19 protein-coding genes are annotated in these 21678 nt (G+C 41.7%); 8 read left to right on the top strand and 11 right to left on the bottom strand.

From position 1 onward, the window contains the following. Positions 1–8: 8 nt before the first annotated feature. Positions 9–308 (bottom strand): Dabb family protein, encoded by a 300-nt coding sequence (locus Bovatus_RS00375; protein ID WP_004296927.1) that lies wholly within the window; start codon positions 306–308, stop codon positions 9–11. Positions 309–416: 108 nt separating this feature from the next. Between Bovatus_RS00375 and udk the strand changes: the two genes are divergently transcribed. Both udk and Bovatus_RS00365 read left to right on the top strand, forming a co-directional pair. Beyond that, complete coding sequence (udk, locus tag Bovatus_RS00370; protein WP_008648370.1) at positions 417–1028, top strand: uridine kinase; 612 nt, start codon at positions 417–419, stop codon at positions 1026–1028. Between the two features lie 24 nt (positions 1029–1052). Next, complete coding sequence (locus Bovatus_RS00365) at positions 1053–2444, top strand: MltF family protein (RefSeq protein ID WP_004305959.1); 1392 nt, start codon at positions 1053–1055, stop codon at positions 2442–2444. 36 nt (positions 2445–2480) lie between these two features. Here Bovatus_RS00365 and Bovatus_RS00360 read toward each other — a convergent pair whose 3' ends face one another. The 9 genes from Bovatus_RS00360 to Bovatus_RS00325 form a co-directional block, all read right to left on the bottom strand. Beyond that, positions 2481–4028: a sodium:solute symporter family protein gene (locus Bovatus_RS00360; protein WP_004296930.1), complete on the bottom strand. Its 1548-nt coding sequence runs from the start codon at positions 4026–4028 to the stop codon at positions 2481–2483. Continuing rightward, a complete protein-coding gene (locus tag Bovatus_RS25590) occupies positions 4025–4150 on the bottom strand; it encodes a symporter small accessory protein (protein ID WP_004296931.1) in 126 nt (41 codons plus the stop codon). Before Bovatus_RS25590 ends, Bovatus_RS00360 begins: the two co-directional genes overlap by 4 nt. A gap of 71 nt (positions 4151–4221) precedes the next feature. Beyond that, entirely contained in the window at positions 4222–4821 is a 600-nt protein-coding gene (locus Bovatus_RS00355) for a nitroreductase family protein (RefSeq protein WP_004296933.1), read from the bottom strand. An 11-nt stretch (positions 4822–4832) separates the two neighbouring features. Next, positions 4833–7580, bottom strand: coding sequence for a methionine synthase (gene metH, locus Bovatus_RS00350; protein ID WP_004296934.1), 2748 nt, complete (start codon positions 7578–7580; stop codon positions 4833–4835). Positions 7581–7669: 89 nt separating this feature from the next. Beyond that, positions 7670–8122 carry an SsrA-binding protein gene (gene smpB, locus Bovatus_RS00345; protein WP_004296935.1) on the bottom strand — a complete coding sequence of 151 codons (453 nt, stop codon included), beginning with the start codon at positions 8120–8122 and terminating at the stop codon, positions 7670–7672. A gap of 9 nt (positions 8123–8131) precedes the next feature. After that, positions 8132–8677, bottom strand: a complete 546-nt coding sequence (locus Bovatus_RS00340) for a Yip1 family protein (protein WP_004296936.1) — start codon at positions 8675–8677, stop codon at positions 8132–8134. A 32-nt stretch (positions 8678–8709) separates the two neighbouring features. Then, positions 8710–9465 (bottom strand): hypothetical protein, encoded by a 756-nt coding sequence (locus Bovatus_RS00335; protein WP_004319551.1) that lies wholly within the window; start codon positions 9463–9465, stop codon positions 8710–8712. An 82-nt stretch (positions 9466–9547) separates the two neighbouring features. Further along, entirely contained in the window at positions 9548–10048 is a 501-nt protein-coding gene (locus Bovatus_RS00330) for a DMP19 family protein (protein WP_004296938.1), read from the bottom strand. A gap of 601 nt (positions 10049–10649) precedes the next feature. After that, a complete protein-coding gene (locus Bovatus_RS00325) occupies positions 10650–11054 on the bottom strand; it encodes an HsmA family protein (RefSeq protein ID WP_004296941.1) in 405 nt (134 codons plus the stop codon). Between the two features lie 238 nt (positions 11055–11292). Here Bovatus_RS00325 and Bovatus_RS00320 point away from each other — a divergent pair, with 238 nt between their 5' ends. The 5 genes from Bovatus_RS00320 (at position 11293) to Bovatus_RS00300 (ending at position 15513) form a co-directional block, all read left to right on the top strand. Further along, complete coding sequence (locus tag Bovatus_RS00320; RefSeq protein ID WP_004296942.1) at positions 11293–11994, top strand: iron-sulfur cluster assembly scaffold protein; 702 nt, start codon at positions 11293–11295, stop codon at positions 11992–11994. A 20-nt stretch (positions 11995–12014) separates the two neighbouring features. Then, a complete protein-coding gene (locus Bovatus_RS00315) occupies positions 12015–13025 on the top strand; it encodes a GGGtGRT protein (RefSeq protein ID WP_004296943.1) in 1011 nt (336 codons plus the stop codon). A 341-nt stretch (positions 13026–13366) separates the two neighbouring features. After that, the gene (locus Bovatus_RS00310; protein ID WP_004296944.1) at positions 13367–13720 is read left to right on the top strand and encodes a DUF1622 domain-containing protein; all 354 of its coding nucleotides are present in this window, start codon (positions 13367–13369) and stop codon (positions 13718–13720) included. 128 nt (positions 13721–13848) lie between these two features. Further along, the gene (locus Bovatus_RS00305; RefSeq protein ID WP_004296945.1) at positions 13849–14961 is read left to right on the top strand and encodes an AraC family transcriptional regulator; all 1113 of its coding nucleotides are present in this window, start codon (positions 13849–13851) and stop codon (positions 14959–14961) included. 165 nt (positions 14962–15126) lie between these two features. Continuing rightward, positions 15127–15513, top strand: a complete 387-nt coding sequence (locus Bovatus_RS00300; RefSeq protein ID WP_004296947.1) for a LytTR family transcriptional regulator DNA-binding domain-containing protein — start codon at positions 15127–15129, stop codon at positions 15511–15513. A gap of 24 nt (positions 15514–15537) precedes the next feature. Here Bovatus_RS00300 and Bovatus_RS00295 read toward each other — a convergent pair whose 3' ends face one another. Then, the gene (locus tag Bovatus_RS00295) at positions 15538–15939 is read right to left on the bottom strand and encodes an FKBP-type peptidyl-prolyl cis-trans isomerase (RefSeq protein WP_004296948.1); all 402 of its coding nucleotides are present in this window, start codon (positions 15937–15939) and stop codon (positions 15538–15540) included. A gap of 99 nt (positions 15940–16038) precedes the next feature. Between Bovatus_RS00295 and Bovatus_RS00290 the strand changes: the two genes are divergently transcribed. Then, positions 16039–21669 carry an alpha-2-macroglobulin family protein gene (locus Bovatus_RS00290; protein WP_004296949.1) on the top strand — a complete coding sequence of 1877 codons (5631 nt, stop codon included), beginning with the start codon at positions 16039–16041 and terminating at the stop codon, positions 21667–21669. The last annotated feature ends 9 nt before the right edge of the window (positions 21670–21678 follow it).

Below are 21678 nucleotides of genomic sequence, written 5' to 3'. Positions count from 1 at the left end.
TTTGGGGTTTATAATTCATAGTCTACGCACGCACGACTCTCCTTCGTTTCAGCCAGAATCTTTCCGGCAGCTACGTGATCGGGATGTGTTGCGTAGAATTTAACATCTTCTAGTGTATCAAACTCACTGTAAAGCGCAATATTCCATGTTTCACCAGGATTCATATTCAATCCGACCTCCACTTTGCGAATTACAGAAATTTTAGCAGGAAGAGCTTCTATCGCTTCCTTGAATTTAGTCATGACTTCCAGTTTCTCTTCAGCAGGAACTTCGTCTTTTAACTTAAATAATACAATGTGTTTTACCATTACGTTGTTATTTTAATGAATTGTTTCTATATTTGTCTTGTTAATGCGTTTACCACATTAATAGTAATGCAAAAATACTCTATTTGGTTCAAATATACATTTAAAGAGATGTTAATTATAGGAATAGCAGGCGGAACGGGCTCCGGAAAGACCACCGTCGTACGGAAAATTATAGAAAGCCTCCCCGCAGGAGAAGTAGTACTCTTACCACAGGATTCATACTACAAAGACAGTAGTCATGTCCCGGTTGAAGAACGCCAGAATATCAATTTTGACCATCCGGATGCTTTTGAATGGAGTCTGCTATCCAAGCATGTCATGACGCTGAAAGAAGGGAAGAGTATCGAACAGCCCACCTATTCTTATCTCACATGCACGCGCCAGCCCGAAACCATTCATATCGAACCTCGTGAGGTGGTTATCATTGAAGGAATCCTTGCCTTATGTGATAAAAAGCTGCGCAATATGATGGACCTCAAAATATTTGTTGATGCCGATCCCGACGAACGCCTGATTCGTGTCATTCAGAGAGATGTCATTGAGCGCGGACGTACTGCCGAAGCTGTAATGGAACGCTATACACGGGTTTTAAAACCTATGCACCTGCAATTTATCGAACCTTGCAAACGATATGCCGACCTTATTGTACCGGAAGGAGGCAGTAATAGGGTAGCTATTGATATACTGACTATGTACATCAAGAAGCACCTTAAGAATTAAAAATTGAAAATTAAAAATTAAGAAATGAATGTCAAGACACTGAGTATTCCTTTATTTCTTATTCTATTTTGTTGTATGCTCGGATGCCGGAATAAGCATCATAACAAGATGGATGAGACAGCGCGTGATCTTCCACAAATAAAAGATAGTGGCGAACTCGTTGTATTGACATTATATAGCTCTACTTCCTATTTCATTTACCGGGGACAAGAAATGGGGTTCCAATATGAACTTAGTGAACAGTTTGCCAAAAGCCTGGGACTAAAACTTAGGATTGAAGTAGCCAACAGCGTCGACGAAATGATCCAAAAATTATTGGCAGGTGAAGGAGACATGATTGCCTATAATCTGCCAATCACCAAAGAGTGGAAAGACAGTCTTCTTTATTGTGGCGAAGATGTAATTACTCACCAGGTAATTGTTCAGCAAGGAAGAGGAAAACAGAAGCCGTTGAAAGATGTAACCGAACTGGTAGGAAAAGATATATACGTAAAACCAGGGAAATATTATGACCGCCTCGTCAATCTGAATAGTGAATTAGGAGGAGGTATCCGGATTCATGAAGTCACCAATGACAGTATCACTATTGAGGACTTGATTACGCAAGTAGCGCAAGGAAAAATTCTGTATACGGTGGCCGACAATGATTTAGCCAGACTTAATAAGACCTATTATCCCAATTTAAATATCGGCCTGTCCATCAGTTTCGATCAACGTTCTTCGTGGGCGGTACGAAAAGACAGCCCCGAGCTCGCAGCCGCCGCTACCCAATGGCATCAGGAAAACATGACTTCTCCTGCTTACACAGCCAGTATGAAACGTTATTTTGAGAATAGTAAAATGATGCCGCACTCTCCTATCCTCTCCTTAAAAGAAGGAAAGATATCTCATTATGACCATTTATTCAAAAAGTATTCCAAAGACATCGGTTGGGACTGGCGTATGCTTGCATCATTAGCGTATACAGAATCCAATTTTGACACTACCGCTGTATCTTGGGCAGGTGCCAAAGGACTCATGCAGTTAATGCCTGCCACAGCACGTGCAATGGGAGTACCTCCCGGCAAAGAGCAGAATCCGGAGGAAAGTGTGAAAGCGGCTATCAAATATATTACTGCCACCGACCGGAGTTTCAGCATGATTCCCGATAAGCAGGAACGGCTCAATTTTATTCTGGCATCTTACAATGCCGGTTTGGGACATATATATGACGCAATGGCACTAGCCGAAAAATACGGGAAAAACAAATTAGTATGGAAAGATAATGTAGAAAACTTCATCTTGCTTAAAAGCAATCAAGAATACTTCAACGATCCTGTCTGCAAAAACGGATATTTCCGTGGCATCGAGACTTACAATTTCGTTCGAGATATTATGTCGCGCTACGAATCCTACAAAAAGAAAATAAAAGCATGAGATAAAGTATTAAGTATTAGGTGTAATACCTAATACTTATTTCCTATAGGTCATCAGACTGATTACGACAATAGCCAATACAGATAATGGTAAGGCAAATAATATCGGGTCAATCACAGGGAAAGGATAAGTGGTAATCAACACATCCCGTCCGAATAACGCTTTACAGATACCTAATGCTTCAGATTCTTTCTGATGAAGAAACACAAGAGCAAACAGACTGCCGATTGTTCCCACCCAAAGACTTGCCATGACACCTTGTTTAGTAGCTTTCTTCCAATATAAAGCACAGAAATAGGCCGGAAGAAAAGCGGCTGCACAAATTCCCATAAAGATAGAAGTTCCGCGGGCTATAATATCATGAGGCAACATATAACAAATAATATAGCTGACCAGGATAGAGAATAATACGCCCAGACGGATCACATTGGTAAGTTTATTCCGTGAACGGGGTTTATAAGTTCCGTAAATATCAGAGCCTACCGAAGCACCCATCGTATGGAACTGCGAACTTAACGTAGACATACTGGCTGAAAGGATGCACAACATAAAGAGTGCGGCAAACCAGTCGGGCATCGCTTTATTAATAAAATATGGAATTATCTTATCAATATCCTGCACAACTTCGGTAGCAACCGCTCCTTCTGTTTTCAGGAAGAAAAGATTACTCAAGGCTCCAGCATGATAGATAGCCCCTACTGTTATAATCAGAAAGAAACAACCGATAAATACACCGCGGTTCAACTGCTTGCTACTCTCCACGGTCATAAAGCGAACCACTAACTGCGGCTGTGCAAGACAGCCGATTCCTACTCCTAAAATGAGAGAAGTTACCAGCGAATACCATTGTGGAGAACCTGTGATGGGCATTGCAGTCCATCCTTGATGTCCTAGCGCTTTAAACTTTTCCGGAACTAGCGGAGCAATGGCAGTCAATTCTTTATTAGCTTCGATAAAGTTCATATCAAGCACCTGATACAAAGAAAACAACAGAAATAACATACAGCCAAACATGATAACTCCTTGCAAAGCATCTGTATACATTACTCCTTTCATTCCCCCTGCTATGACATAAGCAGCAATAACCAAGGTAAATATCAATAAGGAAACATTGAAATCAATCTGAAAGATTTGTTCGATGAATACGGCTCCACCTTTCATTACAACCGCTGCATAAAGCGGCATTCCGATGAAAATAACAGCAGCAATAAATACCTGTATATTACGGGAACGGAAATGACGGCCTAATAATTGAGGGAAAGTACTCACATTCAACTTCGCCCCCATACGCCGGGTACGCAAACCGAAAAAGATAAAAGCTATAACCACCCCAACAAACATATTGAGGAAACAGAGCCACTGAATACCCATTCCAAAAGCAGCCGCCACTCCTCCAAAACCTACAATAGCAGATGCAGAAATAAACGTAGCACCATAAGAAAGTGCCATTACGATAGGATTCATCTGACGTCCGCCTACCAAATAGTCACTGGTATTCGTTGTTTTCTTATATCCCAAAAAGCCGAGGTAGGCCAGTGACAGCAGATAAGCTACCACAATTAGTCCAAGAGTAAATGTATTCATCGGGTTTCGTCTTTTTCGTCGTCCTTATTCCAATATTTCAGCCCAAACCAGGCAGCAAAAATCACACATACCACCGAAAGCAGGTAAGGCAGAATAATAAAAGGGTCGTCTATTCCAAACATTTGCGTATCAGATTTTAATCAATTTAGACGCAAATGTAAGGAAATTATTGAAAAGACAAAACTTTTGTTTACTAATACTGATTATAATGTATCTTTTTCTCGTCAAATTTCTGTTTCGGGTTCTCTTTTGTAGCCGGATAGCCAAAAGGAATGACACAAAGCGGAAGAATATTATCGGGCAGGTTAGTATATTTACGCACTACTTGCATACGGTCTTCATAAGGATAGGCCGCTGTCCATACAGCACCCAATCCCAGACTTTCAGCAGCCAACAAAATATTCTGTGCTGCTGCAGAACAATCTAAATACCAATATGACGAGCGTACTGAATCTCCACAGACGATGATGGCGTTACGGGCCTGCGTCAGCATTTTGGCATAAGGAAGTGCTGCTGCCATTGAATCTAGTTTGGCACGATCAGATACTACCACAAATTCCCATGGACGGATATCCCTACCCGTAGGAGCAGCCATTCCGGCACGAAGCATCAAGTCGATTTTCTCTTTCTCTACTCCTTTATTCAGATAAGCACGCACACTTTTGCGCTCGAAAATATTATCCAACACAGCATTTCCGGTTCCGGATGTTCCTTTTTCTTCTTTTGCAGAAGAACAGGAGGTCATAGCAGTGACTGCTACAATCAGACATAAGAAAGAGAAAATCTTTTTCATTGTGACAATGTTTAAAACAGGTTCAACTTATTTTTCTGTGCTTCTTCCAACGAAACAGTTTCACGCTTCATCAGCCCACTCTTTTCACGGAGTGCTTCATATTCTGTTTCCAATTCATTCACCAGCTCGGCTTTTGCCTGCGGGTTGAGCAATTTGGAAGCGACACTTGCATTTTGGGAAGCATCTTTCAGGTGTACTACCGGAGCATGATAAACAGGAGCAATCTTTAATGCCGTATGCATCTTCGATGTAGTGGCTCCACCAATCAAAAGAGGAATATCCAAACCTGCTTTTTCAAGTTCAACAGCCACGTGAGCCATTTCTTCCAAAGATGGAGTAATCAGTCCACTCAACCCGATCATATCTACCTTTTCTTCAATAGCACGCTGAACGATGGTTTCTGCAGGAACCATTACTCCTAAATCTACAATATCATAACCATTGCAGGCCATCACTACAGCTACAATGTTTTTTCCGATGTCGTGCACATCCCCCTTTACAGTTGCCAGTAGCACTTTACCTGCCGAAGCACTTCCTTCCACTTTTTCCGATTCAATGATCGGTTGCAAGATAGCTACGGCTTTCTTCATGGTGCGGGCAGTCTTCACAACCTGGGGAAGAAACATCTTACCGGCACCAAACAGTTCACCAACATGGTTCATTCCATCCATCAGCGGTCCTTCAATTACATCAACTGCTTTATCATAAAGAGGCAATGCCTCTGCCAAGTCCTGTTCCAGAAAATCTCCGATTCCTTTCATCAAGGCATACTTCAAACGTTCCTGAACAGTTCCTTCTCTCCAGGCATCTTGCTTGACAGCCGGTTGTCCGGCAGTTTCGCTCATGTTTGCTTTCAGAGATTCCGCTAATTCGATAAGCCGTTCCGCCGCATCCGGACGACGGTTTAAGACAACATCTTCTATCTTTTCCAAGACATCAGCCGGAATATCAGTGTACAATACGGAAGTTCCCGGATTCACAATCCCCATGTCCATTCCTTGTTGGATGGCGTGATAAAGGAACACTGCATGCATGGCCTCACGGATATAATTGTTGCCACGGAAAGAGAAAGAGAGGTTGCTGACTCCTCCGCTGATGTGTGCACCAGGGAGATTTTTCTTTATCCAAGCGGTAGCTTCAATAAAATCTACAGCATAGTTATTATGTTCTTCAATCCCCGTAGCTACAGCAAGCACATTGGGGTCAAAAATAATATCGTGAGGATTAAAACCAATTTTGTCAACCAAAAGACGGTAAGCCCGTTGGCAAACTTCGATTTTACGGGCGGCTGTATCTGCCTGTCCTTTCTCGTCGAACGCCATGACCACAGCAGCGGCTCCATATTGCCGGATGATTCGGGCATGTTCAAGGAAAACTTCCTCTCCCTCTTTCAAAGAAATAGAATTGACGATTGATTTGCCCTGAAGACACTTCAGTCCGGCTTCAATAACTTCCCATTTGGAAGAATCGATCATAATCGGAACACGGGCTATTTCCGGTTCGGACATGATAAGATTCAGGAAAATAGTCATCTCTGTCTTTGCATCCAGCAATCCGTCATCCATATTGACATCGACCACTAAAGCACCGTCCTCCACTTGTTGGCGGGCGATAGAAAGAGCCTCATCGTATTTTTTTTCATTGATGAGACGAAGGAACTTGCGCGAACCGGCTACGTTGCAACGTTCGCCGACATTCACAAAGTTTATTTCCGGCTTCACCTCCAACAGTTCAAGTCCGGAGAGCCACATACAATCCGGCGCAGAGGCAGGAACGTGTGGTTTAGCTCCTTCTACAAGGGCGGGATATTCAGCAATATAAGCATCTGTCGTACCACAACAGCCACCAATAATATTGATTAATCCTTCTTCAATATATTCTCTCACTTCATGAGCCATATCCGCAGGTGTCTGGTCATACTTACCCAGATTATTCGGTAACCCGGCATTCGGATAGGCACTAATATAATAAGGTGCACGGGATGCCAGCTGTTCCAGGAACGGCTTCAACTGACGGGCACCGAATGAGCAATTCAAACCGACTGAAAATATATTGGCATGTTGCACAGAAGCCAGAAATGCATCCAATGTTTGTCCGGACAATGTTCGTCCGCCAATATCAGACACTGTTACAGATAACATGATCGGCACTTCTATGCCTGTCATTTTCATGGCTTGTTCGGCAGCAAAAATTGCAGCTTTGGCATTTAGGGTATCAAAGATTGTCTCAATCAGAATGGCGTCTACCCCACCTTCGAGCATTGCTTCCATTTGTTGCTGATAGGATGCAGCCAGTTCGTCGTAACTCAAAGCACGATAAGCCGGGTTGTTCACGTCCGGGCTCATAGAACAGGTTTTATTGGTAGGTCCTACGGAGCCGGCCACAAAACGTGGTTTATCTGGATTCTTGGCTGTATACTCGTCAGCAAGGTCACGAGCCAATTTTACGGCTGCAAGATTCATCTCACGTACGTATTCTTCTACGTGATAATCAGCCATAGAAACTGTGGTTGAGCTAAATGTATTGGTCTCGATGATATCCGCACCCACTTCCAGGTATTTACGATGAATATCCTGAATCACGTCGGGACGTGTCAGACACAACAAGTCATTATTCCCTTTCAGCTGTCCGGGAATATGCGCAAAACGTTCACCACGAAAATCTTCTTCTTTGAGATTATATTGTTGAATCATTGTACCCATTGCCCCATCCAGAATAAGGATGCGTTCGGATACGATCTGAGAAATTGTCTTTTTCATTACCCTATCACATTAATACCTAATTACCACTCTGCCAACATCTGCCAGACCTCTCGTAGTCCGGCGTTTTATCTTATAGCGTTTTTTACTTACCGCTTGAACATTCTTGCCATATCTCTACGGTCGTCTTTCTCCTTAATGGATTCCCGTTTATCATACTCTTTCTTACCTTTCGCCAAAGCTATGACCAGTTTCGCCAAACCTTTCTCATTGATAAACAAGCGTACAGGGACAATCGTAAAGCCGGGATTTTTCATCTCCCGCTGAAGTTTTTCCAATTCTTTTTTATTAAGCAACAACTTCCTCTCTCTACGTGCCGTATGATTATTGTACGATCCATAGAAATATTCGGCGATGTGCATATTCTTCACCCACAATTCGCCTTTCGTAAAATAGCAAAACGTATCTACCAGACTGGCTTTTCCCAAACGAATGGATTTTATTTCCGTACCGGTCAATACGATACCTGCTGTGTAGGTATCTATCAACTCGTAATCAAACGTAGCCCGTTTATTCTTTATATTTACAGGAGGTTGTTTCATCTTTACTCATTAATTAAGTATAGCCGTCAGTCTATTAAACACGATCTGTATCACCGCCGGACATAGTATTAACAATACAGACGACAAAAGGGTGTATTTTAATCGTTGTTTTTCTTCTACTCCCATCAGTACAGGAACTCCCTCCCATACCACATAGACGATGTAGAACTGCAGCAACCAAGCAATAATTCTAAAATCAGGTAACAGTCCGGTTACTATCTGAAGCAGGAAAGGCACAACCAATGCATATCCTGCAAACTGTTGTGTCAACGGCATATTACTATGCATACCAAACATTCTTGTTCCCATTTCATTAATGGCATAAGCTGCCAGAAAATAGCCACCGAACAGGGCTACAGCTACGGCACAACAATTGGTCATAGCTATCTGGAAACTTTGCGGACCTCCCCATCCATTCGTCAATAACGAACCGACGAATACGGACAGACCGCATAAACCAATCATAGGATAGACAAAAGCTATATATACTTTTCGCCTATCCTCTTCCATAGAAATTTCCTCCCAGGCCTTGGCCGGAGAGGAAATCAATTTCATTGCTATGTTAAATAGTTCTTTGTAGTTCAATGTTATTGTGAAATCTTTGAATAATCTATTTCAAATTTCTCTTCTCTTGTACTAGAATTATCCAATTTATTAGACGAAGTATTTACTTGAGCATGCACTATAATCTTTTTCAGATTTGTAAATTGATGTAATACTGATGACAAATCATAAGCCTGATAGCTTACTGTGTAAGATGTACGAGTTTCATCTTTATCTTCAGTAATAATATGATTCACATACAAATCTAATGTTTCACCACCTTCAGCGACTTTTTCCGCATCATATGAAAGAATAAATTTATGTTTCTTCAACTCTGCTTCTAATTCAGTTGATACTGATGAGTTTTTAAAATGAAACATTGCAGGAAGAATTAATGTATTCTTATCAAAGAAATAAGGATAATATGTATTCTCATAATTCAAAGCATACATTGTTGCATCGGCATCATCCGGTGTAGAAGTTACGCTCGGTCCATCAATATTGGTAGGAGTTGAAGTCAATGTAAAAGTTATAGAAGCTGCATTAACATTCACATCTTCTACATTATACTGACCATTAACAATGTACATTCCTGAATTCAAAAGCATAATGCTAGTCGGATCAGTAGGAACCAACTTAGTCCCATCTATCATTTTAAAATTACTACCATAAGAATCCAGTTTTGCAATGACACTCAAAGTTCGTGGTCCACTATTATCATCTCCATTCATACATGAAGTAACCGACACACCCATAACCACAGCCATCAAAGCCACCAAGAAAAATTTCATCTGTTTCATAAACATATTTTTTAGATTTTGCAAAGATATAAATTCTAATTCATAATTAATAAATGCAAGTACTTAAAAAATACTGCATCCTTTACTTTATTATTTTTGCAAAAAGTTCCAAATGTTCATCTACGTAACTCGCAATCAATGCTGTTACTTGCTCTTCTGTCTCCAAATAAGTCTCTTCCAATTCATCAAAAGCTTCATATTGCTCATACATAGCCATAAATTCATCATTCGTCCGTTCCTTTTCCAAGTCTTTCCGGTTGGAATCAAAGATTTTCTTAGCCTTATAAACTAATTTAGAGAATTCTTCCGCTCCCCACAAACGCATCACTTTCGCAAACGGATTATCAAAGATATAGCCACCATAGCCATTCTGAATTAATTGGCAAAATCCACCAACCATTATTTCATCACGAAAAATCTGATATGCCAGCAAAGAATGTTGTTCTCCTGTCAGCAGAGGCATTGTTTCGGCAGTTAGTTCGCCACCGACAATCTCTTTATATTTATCTGTAAACGCTTGGATAAATTCATCCATTCCTTCACCCGCAGCCTTCTGTAAAGCAGACTCTAAAACTTCGATCATATCTTCATTTAATATTTGAAGCAACAAAGTTACAACTTTAATCCCATATCTAATAATGATACGCCTACAATCTTACTAAAAACAATTATCAATCCGTTTCATTCCTTCCGGTACGGTTTTGAAGCAAATGATACTTTAGCAAACAAGTATTGAAACGGTAGCCCGTGAAATAATATTGAATTTACCTAACGTACAAACGTAGGTTATCTACCGTGTGAATGTCCGTTACCTACCGGGCGAGCATCAACAACCTACCAGACAAAAGTCGGTCATCTGCCGGACGAACAGTTCATGAGGGACACGGGAACAGAAACGGTACCGACGAAGTGATCCGAACCGACAACGGCAGCATCCAAAGCCATCTTCTCTGCCCAGTATTATTGCTGTTGTTTATAACAGAAATAATACTTTTACTTACTCTTCTTTACTCTTCTCTTCTCTACTCTACTGGTTTTCATTGGCTTTTCCCCCTTTACTGGTGGGCGTTTCAGCGCTTTGTACACCCCTCTCCGAACACCCTCATTTTTGTATCCTTTTGAACTAAATAACGTAAGCTTTTAGCGGAATAATCCCTCTCCCCCTATTTATCTGCTGCCTAATCCTATACGTGTAATCGCATCCCCAAATAAACCCCTATTAAATAAGGTATAAGCCAAATGCACCAAACTACAATGCTGAAACGATTAAAATGTCTCTTTTCTATAGGCGTTCCCTTCACATAGGTCCATATCGCCCATAACGCATGTACAAACATCAGAAGAATAGCAATTGCCCCTGTCACCGTATGCATTTCGTCATGCAGATGAGTCAGTTCGGCAATATGCTCCATCAGGCTTGTACCCACCGTATCAGCCAACAACCCGAGAAGAAAGAAAATGAGATGCCAAAACTTTAATTTCCTTTGAAGACGTTCTCCCCAAACACCTATCGTATAAAAAATAAGTGCAGATGAAATAACGCAAATTGCCGCTATTAAATAATGTATATCTACTTGATTCAGTTCCATAAATTTTCTTTTTCTAATAACAACAAAGCAAAGAATAGATAGTTCTCCCGGTCTCAATCTTTCACAAATGCAATCCCGACTTTACAAACGACAAAAAAACGTAAACAGATTTGTCACTTTTCACAAAAAAGTAATAAAAGGCGATTTGCAGAAACAAATAAATCGACTACCTTTGTGGGCGATTTAGAGAATCGTGACTACGTATTTTTAATTATATCACTTAAAAAAAGAGCTAATTATGACTTATTCACACGAAGTGGAACACATGTGTGTTGTAAAGAAGGGTCCTAACCATGGACCGGCTCCCATACCCGAAGAAGGCAAATGGGTAAAATCTAAAGAAATCGTTGATATTTCTGGTTTGACACACGGTATCGGTTGGTGCGCTCCTCAACAAGGTGCTTGTAAACTGACACTGAACGTTAAAGAAGGTATCATCCAGGAAGCCTTGATCGAAACAATCGGTTGCTCTGGTATGACTCACTCAGCTGCTATGGCTTCTGAAATCCTTCCGGGTAAAACAGTTCTTGAAGCATTAAACACTGACCTTGTTTGCGACGCTATCAACACTGCAATGCGCGAACTTTTCTTGCAAATCGTATACGGACGTACTCAATCAGCTTTCTCTGAAGGTGGCTTGATTATCGGTGCAGGTTTGGAAGACTTGGGTAAAGGTCTGCGTAGCCAGGTAGGTACTCTTTATGGTACTTTGGCTAAAGGTCCTCGTTACCTTGAAATGGCAGAAGGTTATATCAAACAAATCTTCTTGGACAAGAACGACGAAATCTGCGGATACGAATTCGTACACATGGGTAAGTTCATGGACGAAATCAAGAAAGGTACTGATGCTAACGAAGCTTTGAAGAAAGTTACAGGTACTTATGGACGCGTAACAGCAGAACAGGGAGCAGTTAAATCTATTGATCCACGTCACGAATAATATAAGGAGGAAAGAAAACTATGATTAGAGAAGTAAAATTCGAAAGCCAAGACCGTCGTATCAAAGGTATCATTGAAGCCTTGAACGCTAACGGCATCAAAGACATCGAAGAAGCTAACGCTATCTGCGAAGCTGCCGGACTTGATCCTTATAAAACGTGTGAAGAAACTCAGCCTATCTGTTTTGAAAACGCAAAATGGGCTTATGTAGTAGGTACTGCTATTGCTCTTAAGAAAAACTGCACAAACGCTGCTGAAGCTGCTGAAGCTATCGGTATCGGTCTGCAAGCATTCTGCATCCCGGGTTCTGTAGCTGACGACCGTAAGGTTGGTATCGGCCATGGTAACCTCGCTGCTATGTTGCTGCGCGAAGAAACTAAATGTTTCGCTTTCCTAGCAGGTCACGAATCTTTCGCTGCTGCTGAAGGTGCTATCAAAATCGCTGCAAAAGCAGACAAAGTACGTAAAGAACCGTTGCGTTGCATCCTGAACGGTCTTGGAAAAGACGCTGCTCAGATCATCTCTCGTATCAACGGCTTTACTTATGTTCAGACTCAATTCGATTATTTCACAGGTGAACTGAAAGTTGTTCGCGAAATCGCTTACTCTGACGGCCCTCGTGCAAAAGTAAAATGTTATGGTGCTGACGACGTTCGCGAAGGTGTAGCTATCATGTGGAAAGAAGGTGTAGACGTATCTATCACAGGTAACTCTACTAACCCGACTCGTTTCCAACACCCAGTTGCTGGTACTTACAAGAAAGAACGTGTTCTTGCTGGCAAACCTTATTTCTCTGTTGCTTCTGGTGGTGGTACAGGTCGTACTCTTCACCCGGATAACATGGCTGCCGGTCCTGCTTCTTATGGTATGACGGATACGATGGGTCGTATGCACTCTGATGCACAGTTCGCTGGTTCTTCATCAGTTCCTGCTCACGTAGAAATGATGGGATTCCTGGGAATTGGTAACAACCCGATGGTAGGATGTACAGTAGCTTGTGCGGTTGATGTTGCTCAGGCTTTAGGTAAGTAATTCAGGTTACTTTATATAGATAAAGAACTCCTGTAATCTTAACGATTACAGGAGTTCTTTTTATTTGTAATAATTTGATATGGATAAATTTATTCAGAAATGTATTACTTCATATAAACCATATCATCTTTTCTTTCTCCTTTGTACCAATCAGTGTTTGATTTACATCCACTTTCAACCCACTTTGAATACCCTCCAGACACTATTTAAACTGGACAAATAGGTAGCTTTTAACTTGAATATACAAATATAAACCTGTAAGAGCAAATAATGTAGCTAATTCGAGAACTTTTGTATGACTTCGCCTGTTTACATAACAGATACTAAAACATTATACAACAATGCTACTCACATTCTTAAATACACTTGCCACTATTATCAGTGTTATTAGTCTGCTAATTGTCACTTACGGAGTATTAGTCTGCTTCATCGCCTTTTTACGCAATGAAATAAAACGATTCAACGGAACATATACGGTTAACAATATACGGCAGTTGAGGGCGGATTTTGGCACTTACCTTTTGCTTGGATTGGAATTTCTAATTGCTTCCGACATACTAAAAACTGTGGTTGATCCAACGTTGGACGAATTGGCAATCCTGGGTGGAGTGGTTGTAGTAAGAACTGTGCTTTCTGTATTTTTGAATAAAGAGATCAAAGAATTGGCCGAAAATGATTCAGCGAAAGAAATATAGCATATCGCCGCACAACTAAGTTTCTCCAAAGCCATATCTTTTTTATTGCCTGATATTTCTATTTTGCCTACCTTTGTACGGGAAACATTTACACACTGACTGGCAAGGAATAGAAACACGTCAAAAAAATGGGAATTACACATCTATCTATTGAGCTTACACTTGATCTGATTGCGTTAATTATAGGAATCATCCTTATTATACGTGCTAAAGACAATTATCCGAAATTATATTGGGGAATTATAGCAACCGGCATCGGCATTATGTTTTCATGGGAAAATATCGGATGGTTGACAATTGTCACAGACACTCCGGAATACAACTTCACAGAATTGCTCAACATAGAGAAAATGCTCAAATGGTATGCTTTAGCAAATATTGTAGCCCTGTTCCCTATCGCTTCTTTATCACCGGGCTATCTGAACCATTTCAGAATATTTACTTTTCTATTATTACCCATCATTACGATAACTGTAGGAATCAGTTATTTAGGTTTCAATGGGAATATCACTCCCATCCACTCCATAGATGAAATTATTCCGAATATCCATCAAATAGATGTCAAGCTTAGGGTTTGCATATTCCTGTTATCCGTTTTTACCCCACTCGTTCTTCTTATTTATCCGATGATGAATAACAAGACCTACCGCAGGATAAATAATAACATGTATCTATTCATCGGTTTTCTATTCGTATTTTTAGGGATATACATTTTGTTCACTCTAAATATCAATGAATTTGTTTTCAATCTGTTCGGCATTATGGCAATCGTTTTTACGGTCTTATTCTCCATACAATATTTACGTTATGAGAATCCGTTTTCGAACCATATAAACATGATTCATAATGCAAAGAATACGGAAAGCACTATAATGCTACAAGCTGGAAAGCCATCTCCTACTCTCCCGCTCTTCTCAACGATTGAAGCCTATCTTCAGGAACAGCATCCCTATACCGATCAACGGTATAATATAGAACTTTTAGCCAAGTCCCTGAATAAACAGGAACATGATATTTCAGCAGCAATCAAAAGTCAGGGCTTTACAGGTTTCCGGGAATACATTAATTATCTTCGACTGGAATATTTCAGACAGTTAGCCGCCGAAAATCCAAAGAGTAATGTAAAAGAACTGATGTTTGCATGCGGTTTCACCTCCCGGGCAACTTTCTATCGTAACTTTTCAGAAAAGTATGGTGTATCACCCAGTAAATTCATTGAGAATCAAAGAGTAGAACAATAATTTCTTTTTTTAAAAGCACAATTCTTAATAGTAAAAAGTGTCTCATTTCAGGAATGAGACACTTTTTATTTTTATAGCTAAAAGCAATCCGTTACTTTTGATGCAAAATAAAACTACGACGTTGGCATCATCAACAGATTAATCGAATACTAAGATAAATAGAATATGAATATTGACAATTGTAATCACACCGACACAGAAAAACATCAAGAAGAAAAGATCTTTTTATATACTACCATTACTGGAAACTTGCAACTAATCCATTTAGAACAGATTGGCTATTTCCGGTATAACTCCAAGAGTAAACTATGGGAAGCTGTATTAAATAATAATCATACCCTGGCACTCAAAAGAAATACAAACTCACAAAAGATATTGAGTCTGCATCCCTATCTTATCCAGATTAGCCAGTCACACATTATCAATATAAGCTATCTGGTTTCGATTGAAGACAACAATTGCATATTGCTTCCTCCATTTAATGAGATGGAACTTTTACAAGTAAGCAAGTCTTTTATGAAAAAGCTAAAAGAAAAATATCCATGTATCTGATTGTATATAGCTCATCTTTATGCTCTATGCAACACCAAGCAATTCCACTTCGAAGATCAATGTCGAGTAGGCAGGAATAGAATCAAAAGATTTGATACCGTATCCCATTGCATAAGGAATATAAATAATCCATTTATCACCAACATGCATTTTCTGAAGTGCCACCTGCCACCCTTCTATTACATCACTAAGACGTAGGGCATCGGGACAAGTACGCTCATAAGAATTATCAAACACCTGGCCATCAATCAGACTTCCTTTGTAATGCACGGTAACAATGCTCCGTGCACCCGGAGAAATCGTACTTTCGCCAGTTTCCAAAACTTTGTAATAGATTCCACACGGCAACGCGAAAACACCTTCCTGAAAAGATAGTTTTTTCAAAAATCGCCGATTGGCCTCTTTGTATTCTTTCTTTTTCCCCATAAATAAATTGATTAAGAACTTGCAAAAATAATCAGAATAACAAAGGATTTAGCATAAAAACTGTATATTTGTTTGTTGAACTATAAAAAACTTCTCACTATGGGACAAACAAAGACTACACGTAGCATCAGTGCTACCGGACTATTCTTACTTATCATGATGACTGTGGGCCTATATTCATGCACACGCACTCAAAAAGACATCATTCCTTCTGCCGATTATGCACCGTATGTAAATGCGTATACGGGAGGAGTCATCTCGCAAAATTCGACCATACGTATAGAACTGACCCACGACCAACCCATGGTGGATATGAACAATGAGTTAAAAAGCAATCCGTTCAGTTTCTCACCTTCATTAAAAGGAAAAGCATATTGGGTTAGCAACAACACCATTGAATTTGTGCCCGAAGAAGGAGCGCTGAAACCGGGAACACTTTACGAAGGAACTTTCCGGCTCGGAGACTTCATCGAAGTGGACAAAAAGCTGAAAGAGTTCAACTTCTCATTCCGTGTACAGGAACGTAACTTCACCCTGCAACTGGAATCATTGCCGATTACAGCTACCCGACCGAATGAAATAAATATTAAAGGAGAGATACGTTTCAGCGACGTAGTGAAAAAGGAAGAGGTAGAAAAGATGCTGACTGCCAGTGACGGAAAAAAGAGTTATCCGGTGGAAGTCACCGCAACCGACAATCATACCCGGTATTTGTTTAGTATCAGACAAATCCCCAGAGAAGCTGATGATTACCCCTTGACTATCACAGCCAACGGCAACGCAGCCGGCATCGACCGTAAACAAAGCGAAGAAGTACTGATACCGGCGAAAGATTGTTTCCGTTTCATGTCTGCCGAACGCATCGACCAACCGGAAAATGGAATCGAGATTGTTTTCTCCGCTCCCTTATCCACTACTCAAGATTTAAAAGGACTGATTGAGATCCCGGAAATCTCCTCATCGATCTTCCAAATCAGTGAGAACAGAGTTTTTATCTATTTCGAAGCAAACACACAGAACAAACTGACGTTGAATATCCATGAAGGAGTCAAAGACTGTCAAGGTAAAGCATTGGGAACTTCTCATACGATCTCATTCAGTGAAGTAAGTCTGAAGCCACAAGTGGAAATGTCTACTACCGCCGCTATCCTGCCCGATTCGAAAAGTCTGATTATTCCTTTCAGGGCTGTCAACCTATACGCTGTGGATTTGAGCGTGATCCGCATTTTCGAGAACAATGTATTGATGTTTATGCAAACCAATTCACTGGCCTCGGCCAATGAGCTACGCCGTTCGGGAAGACTGGTTTACAAGAAAACATTATGGCTTGCCAAAGATGCTTCCAAAGACATTCATCATTGGGGAGATTACTCGATAGACCTTGCCGGATTAATCCACCAGGAACCGGGTGCCATCTATCGTGTCATACTTTCATTTCGTCAGGAATACTCCGCTTATCCTTGTGGAGGAGGCGAGAATCAGGATATGAAATTCGCCGACAGCAGCACCTCCGACGGGCTGACCAAAGTAAGTGGAAGTGTTTTGTCCGAAGAAGATGAAGCAATCTGGAATACCCCCGAAGCCTACTATTATTACAATGGCGGAACAATGGACTGGAGTGTGTACCGATGGACGGAACGCGACAACCCCTGCCATCCGTCTTATTATATGGATTCAGACCGGGCAGCTGCCTGCAACGTTTTTGCTTCCAACCTGGGAATGATTGTAAAACGGAACTCACTGAATAAACTGTGGATTGCCGTTAGTAATATTTTGGATACAAAACCGATAGGGAAAGCACAGGTAACAGCGTATAATTTCCAGTTACAACCCATAGGGAAAGGAGAAACCAATGGAGAAGGATTCGTTGAAATCACTCCGAACGGTGTGCCTTTCATTATCGTGGCAGAATCGGACAAGCAAAAAGCGTACGTCCGCGTTGTGGACGGTGAAGAACAGTCCGTCAGCAGATTCGACGTGGGAGGAAAAGATATTCAAAAGGGACTGAAAGGATTTATATATGGCGAAAGAGGAGTATGGCGCCCGGGAGACACGCTGCACATTTCCTTTATATTGGAAGACCGCGAAAAGAGAATCCCCGACAAGCATCCCGTAGCACTGGAGATTTACAATCCGAGAGGACAGTTCTACACAAAAATGATTTCAACACAAGGAATGAACGGATTCTATACATTCGACGTTCCGACACAGGCAACAGACCCGACCGGACTTTGGAATGCGTATATTAAGGTGGGAGGAACCACCTTCCACAAAGGTCTGCGTATCGAAACCATAAAGCCCAACCGCTTGAAAATAAATCTGGCATTGCCGAAGGTGCTTCAAGCCACGGACAAGAATTTCTATGCCCCACTCACTTCAACCTGGCTGACAGGAGCAACTGCCTCCAAACTGAAAGCCAAAGTAGAAATGTCTTTATCGAAAGTGAATACACAGTTTAAGAATTACGGACAATATATCTTTAACAATCCGGCTACGGATTTCACGACTATCAAAACAGATATATTTGACGGCACACTGGATGCAGAAGGAAAAGCAAATGTCATGCTGAAAGTTCCGACCGCAACGGAAGCGCCGGGTATGCTGAACGCCACTTTCACCACCCGCGTGTTCGAACCGGGAGGAGATGCCAGCATCTACACTCAAACAATTCCATTCTCACCATTCACCTCTTATGTCGGTATCAATCTGAACCAGCCAAAAGGCAAATATATTGAAACTGACAAAGATCATGTATTCGATATTGTAACTGTAAACACGCAGGGACAGTTAGTGAACAGTTCTAATCTGGAATACAAAATATACCGCATCGGCTGGAGTTGGTGGTGGGAAAACAGTGGTGAATCTTTCGGAACGTATATCAACAACAGTTCCATCACTCCTGTTGCCAGCGGCAATTTACAGACAAGAGGCGGAAAAGCATCTTTCAAATTCCGTATCGATTATCCGTCATGGGGACGCTACCTGGTTTACGTGAAAGATAAAGAGAGTGGACATGCCACCGGAGGTACAGTTTATGTTGACTGGCCGGAATGGCGGGGACGTTCGAGCAAGACTGATCCCAGCGGTATCAAGATGCTTGCTTTCTCGCTGAACAAAGATTCTTATGAAATAGGAGAAACAGCCACAGCAATCATTCCTGCAGCAGCGGGAGGACGTGCACTGGTATCCATAGAAAACGGTTCTACCGTATTACGACAAGAATGGATAGAGGTTTCCAACGGAGGAGATACGAAATATACATTCAAGATTACACCGGAGATGACTCCGAATGTATATCTGCATATCAGTCTGTTACAGCCTCACGCGCAAACAGTCAATGACCTGCCTATCCGTATGTATGGCGTCGTTCCGGTATTCGTGACTAACAGTCAGACGGTGTTGCAACCGCAGATACAGATGCCGGAAGTGTTACGCCCGGAAACCAACTTCAATGTGACCGTCAGCGAAAAGACCGGAAAACCGATGACTTATACATTAGCTATTGTAGACGACGGTTTGCTGGATCTTACCAATTTCAAAACCCCGGACCCATGGAATGATTTCTATTCACGCGAAGCACTCGGCATCCGGACATGGGATATGTATGATAATGTATTGGGAGCTTCCGCCGGAAGTTACAGTTCACTTTTCAGTACGGGTGGAGACGCCACATTAAAACCTGCCGATGCAAAAGCAAACCGCTTCAAACCGGTAGTCAAGTTTATAGGTCCTTTCTATCTGGGAAAAGGTAAGAGCCAGACGCATACGCTGAAACTTCCGATGTATGTAGGTTCGGTACGTGCCATGGTGGTTGCCGGACAAGAGGGAGCGTACGGCAATGCGGAAAAAACGGCTTTCGTGCGGACTCCGTTAATGATGTTGTCCACCTTGCCCCGTGTGCTTAGTATTCAGGAAGAAATCACCGTTCCGGTAAATATCTTTGCGATGGAAAATCAAGTGAAGAATGTAACCGTATCACTTCAGGCATCCGGTGGAGGAGTACAGATTGTAGGGGCCAACCAACAGTCGCTCAAATTTAGCCAACCGGGTGACCAGCTCGTGTTCTTTACCTTAAAAACAGGTAGTAAAACAGGAAAGGCTACCATCCATCTGACAGCCAATGGTGGCGGACAACAAACTAAAGAAACCATTGAAATAGAAGTACGCAACCCGAATCCGATAGTAACCCTGCGCAACAGTCAATGGGCAGAAGCCGGACAAAGCAAAGAACTTTCATACAATCTAAGCAGTTCTTCTGCAAATAACCAGATAAAGCTGGAAGTATCACGCATACCTTCGGTTGATATCAGCCGCCGGTTCGACTTCTTATACAACTATCAGCACCATTGTACGGAACAGTTGACTTCCAAGGCTTTGCCTCTTCTGTTTGTCGGTCAATTCAAAACAATAGATAAGATAGAAGCCGAAAAGATAAAGACAAATCTACAGGAAGCTATCCGGCAGATTTATGGTCGTCAACTCCCCAATGGCGGATTTGTATATTGGCCGGGAAATGCTGTTGCCGACGAATGGATCAGTTCTTATGCAGGAATGTTCCTGACACTGGCACAAGAAAAAGGATACGCCGTTCATTCGAACGTATTGAACAAGTGGAAGCGTTTCCAACGTGCTGCCGCACAGAACTGGCGGATGCCGCAGGATGCAAGCGGCTGGCAACAATGGCAGTCGGAATTGCAACAGGCTTTCCGTTTATATACGCTTGCATTGGCAGGAGCACCGGAATATGGGGCCATGAACCGGATGAAAGAACAGGCAGGATTATCCATTCAGGCTAAATGGAGACTGGCAGCAACCTATGCACTGACCGGAAAGATGAAACCGGCTGAAGAACTGGTGTATAATGCGGAAACAACAGTAAGCCCCTACTCTTCCATGAATCAGATTTACGGTTCCTCCGACCGTGATGAAGCTATGATTCTGGAAACACTGATCCTGATGAACCGGGAACGGGATGCTTTACAGCAGGCAAAAGTCGTTTCAAAGAATCTGTCACAAGAGGAGTGGTTCAGTACACAATCCACCGCTTTTGCTCTTATGGCAATGGGACGTCTGGCTGAAAAGCTGTCAGGCACATTGGATTTCGTATGGACATGGAACGACAAACAACAACCTGCCGTGAAATCGGCTAAAGCTGTGTTTGAAAAGGAAATCGCCACCACTCCCAAATCCGGTATGATTGCTGTGAAGAATCAAGGAAAAGGAGCGCTTAGCGTAGACCTTATCACACGCACACAGTTGTTGAACGATACATTACCGGCCATCAGCGACAATCTTCGCATGGATATAAGATATGCCAACCTGAACGGTACACCGATCTCTGTCAATGATATTATACAGGGAACTGACTTTATGGCTATCACCTCCATATCCAATATTAGCGGAACTTCCGATTACACCAATCTGGCACTGACGCATATCATACCGTCCGGTTGGGAAATATACAACGAAAGAATGGTTGCCCCCGAAACGGAAAGCGGAGCAGCCGACGGTTCCGGTAAATCCGTCAGCAAATATAATTATCTGGATATACGCGATGACAGGGTATTAACTTATTTCAATTTGCGTCGTGGTGAAACAAAAGTATTCACTGTCAGACTGCAAGCGACTTATGCAGGTAACTTTATTCTTCCTGCCGTTCAATGTGAAGCAATGTATGATGTAAACGTACAGGCACGCAGCAAAGCGGGAAGAACAACTGTCAGTCGATAGCTTTTAACA

Source organism: Bacteroides ovatus, assembly GCF_001314995.1.
GTDB classification, from domain to species: domain Bacteria; phylum Bacteroidota; class Bacteroidia; order Bacteroidales; family Bacteroidaceae; genus Bacteroides; species Bacteroides ovatus.
The sequence above is the reverse complement of the archived record's forward strand: the minus strand, read 5'-3'. Positions and strand labels throughout refer to the sequence as shown.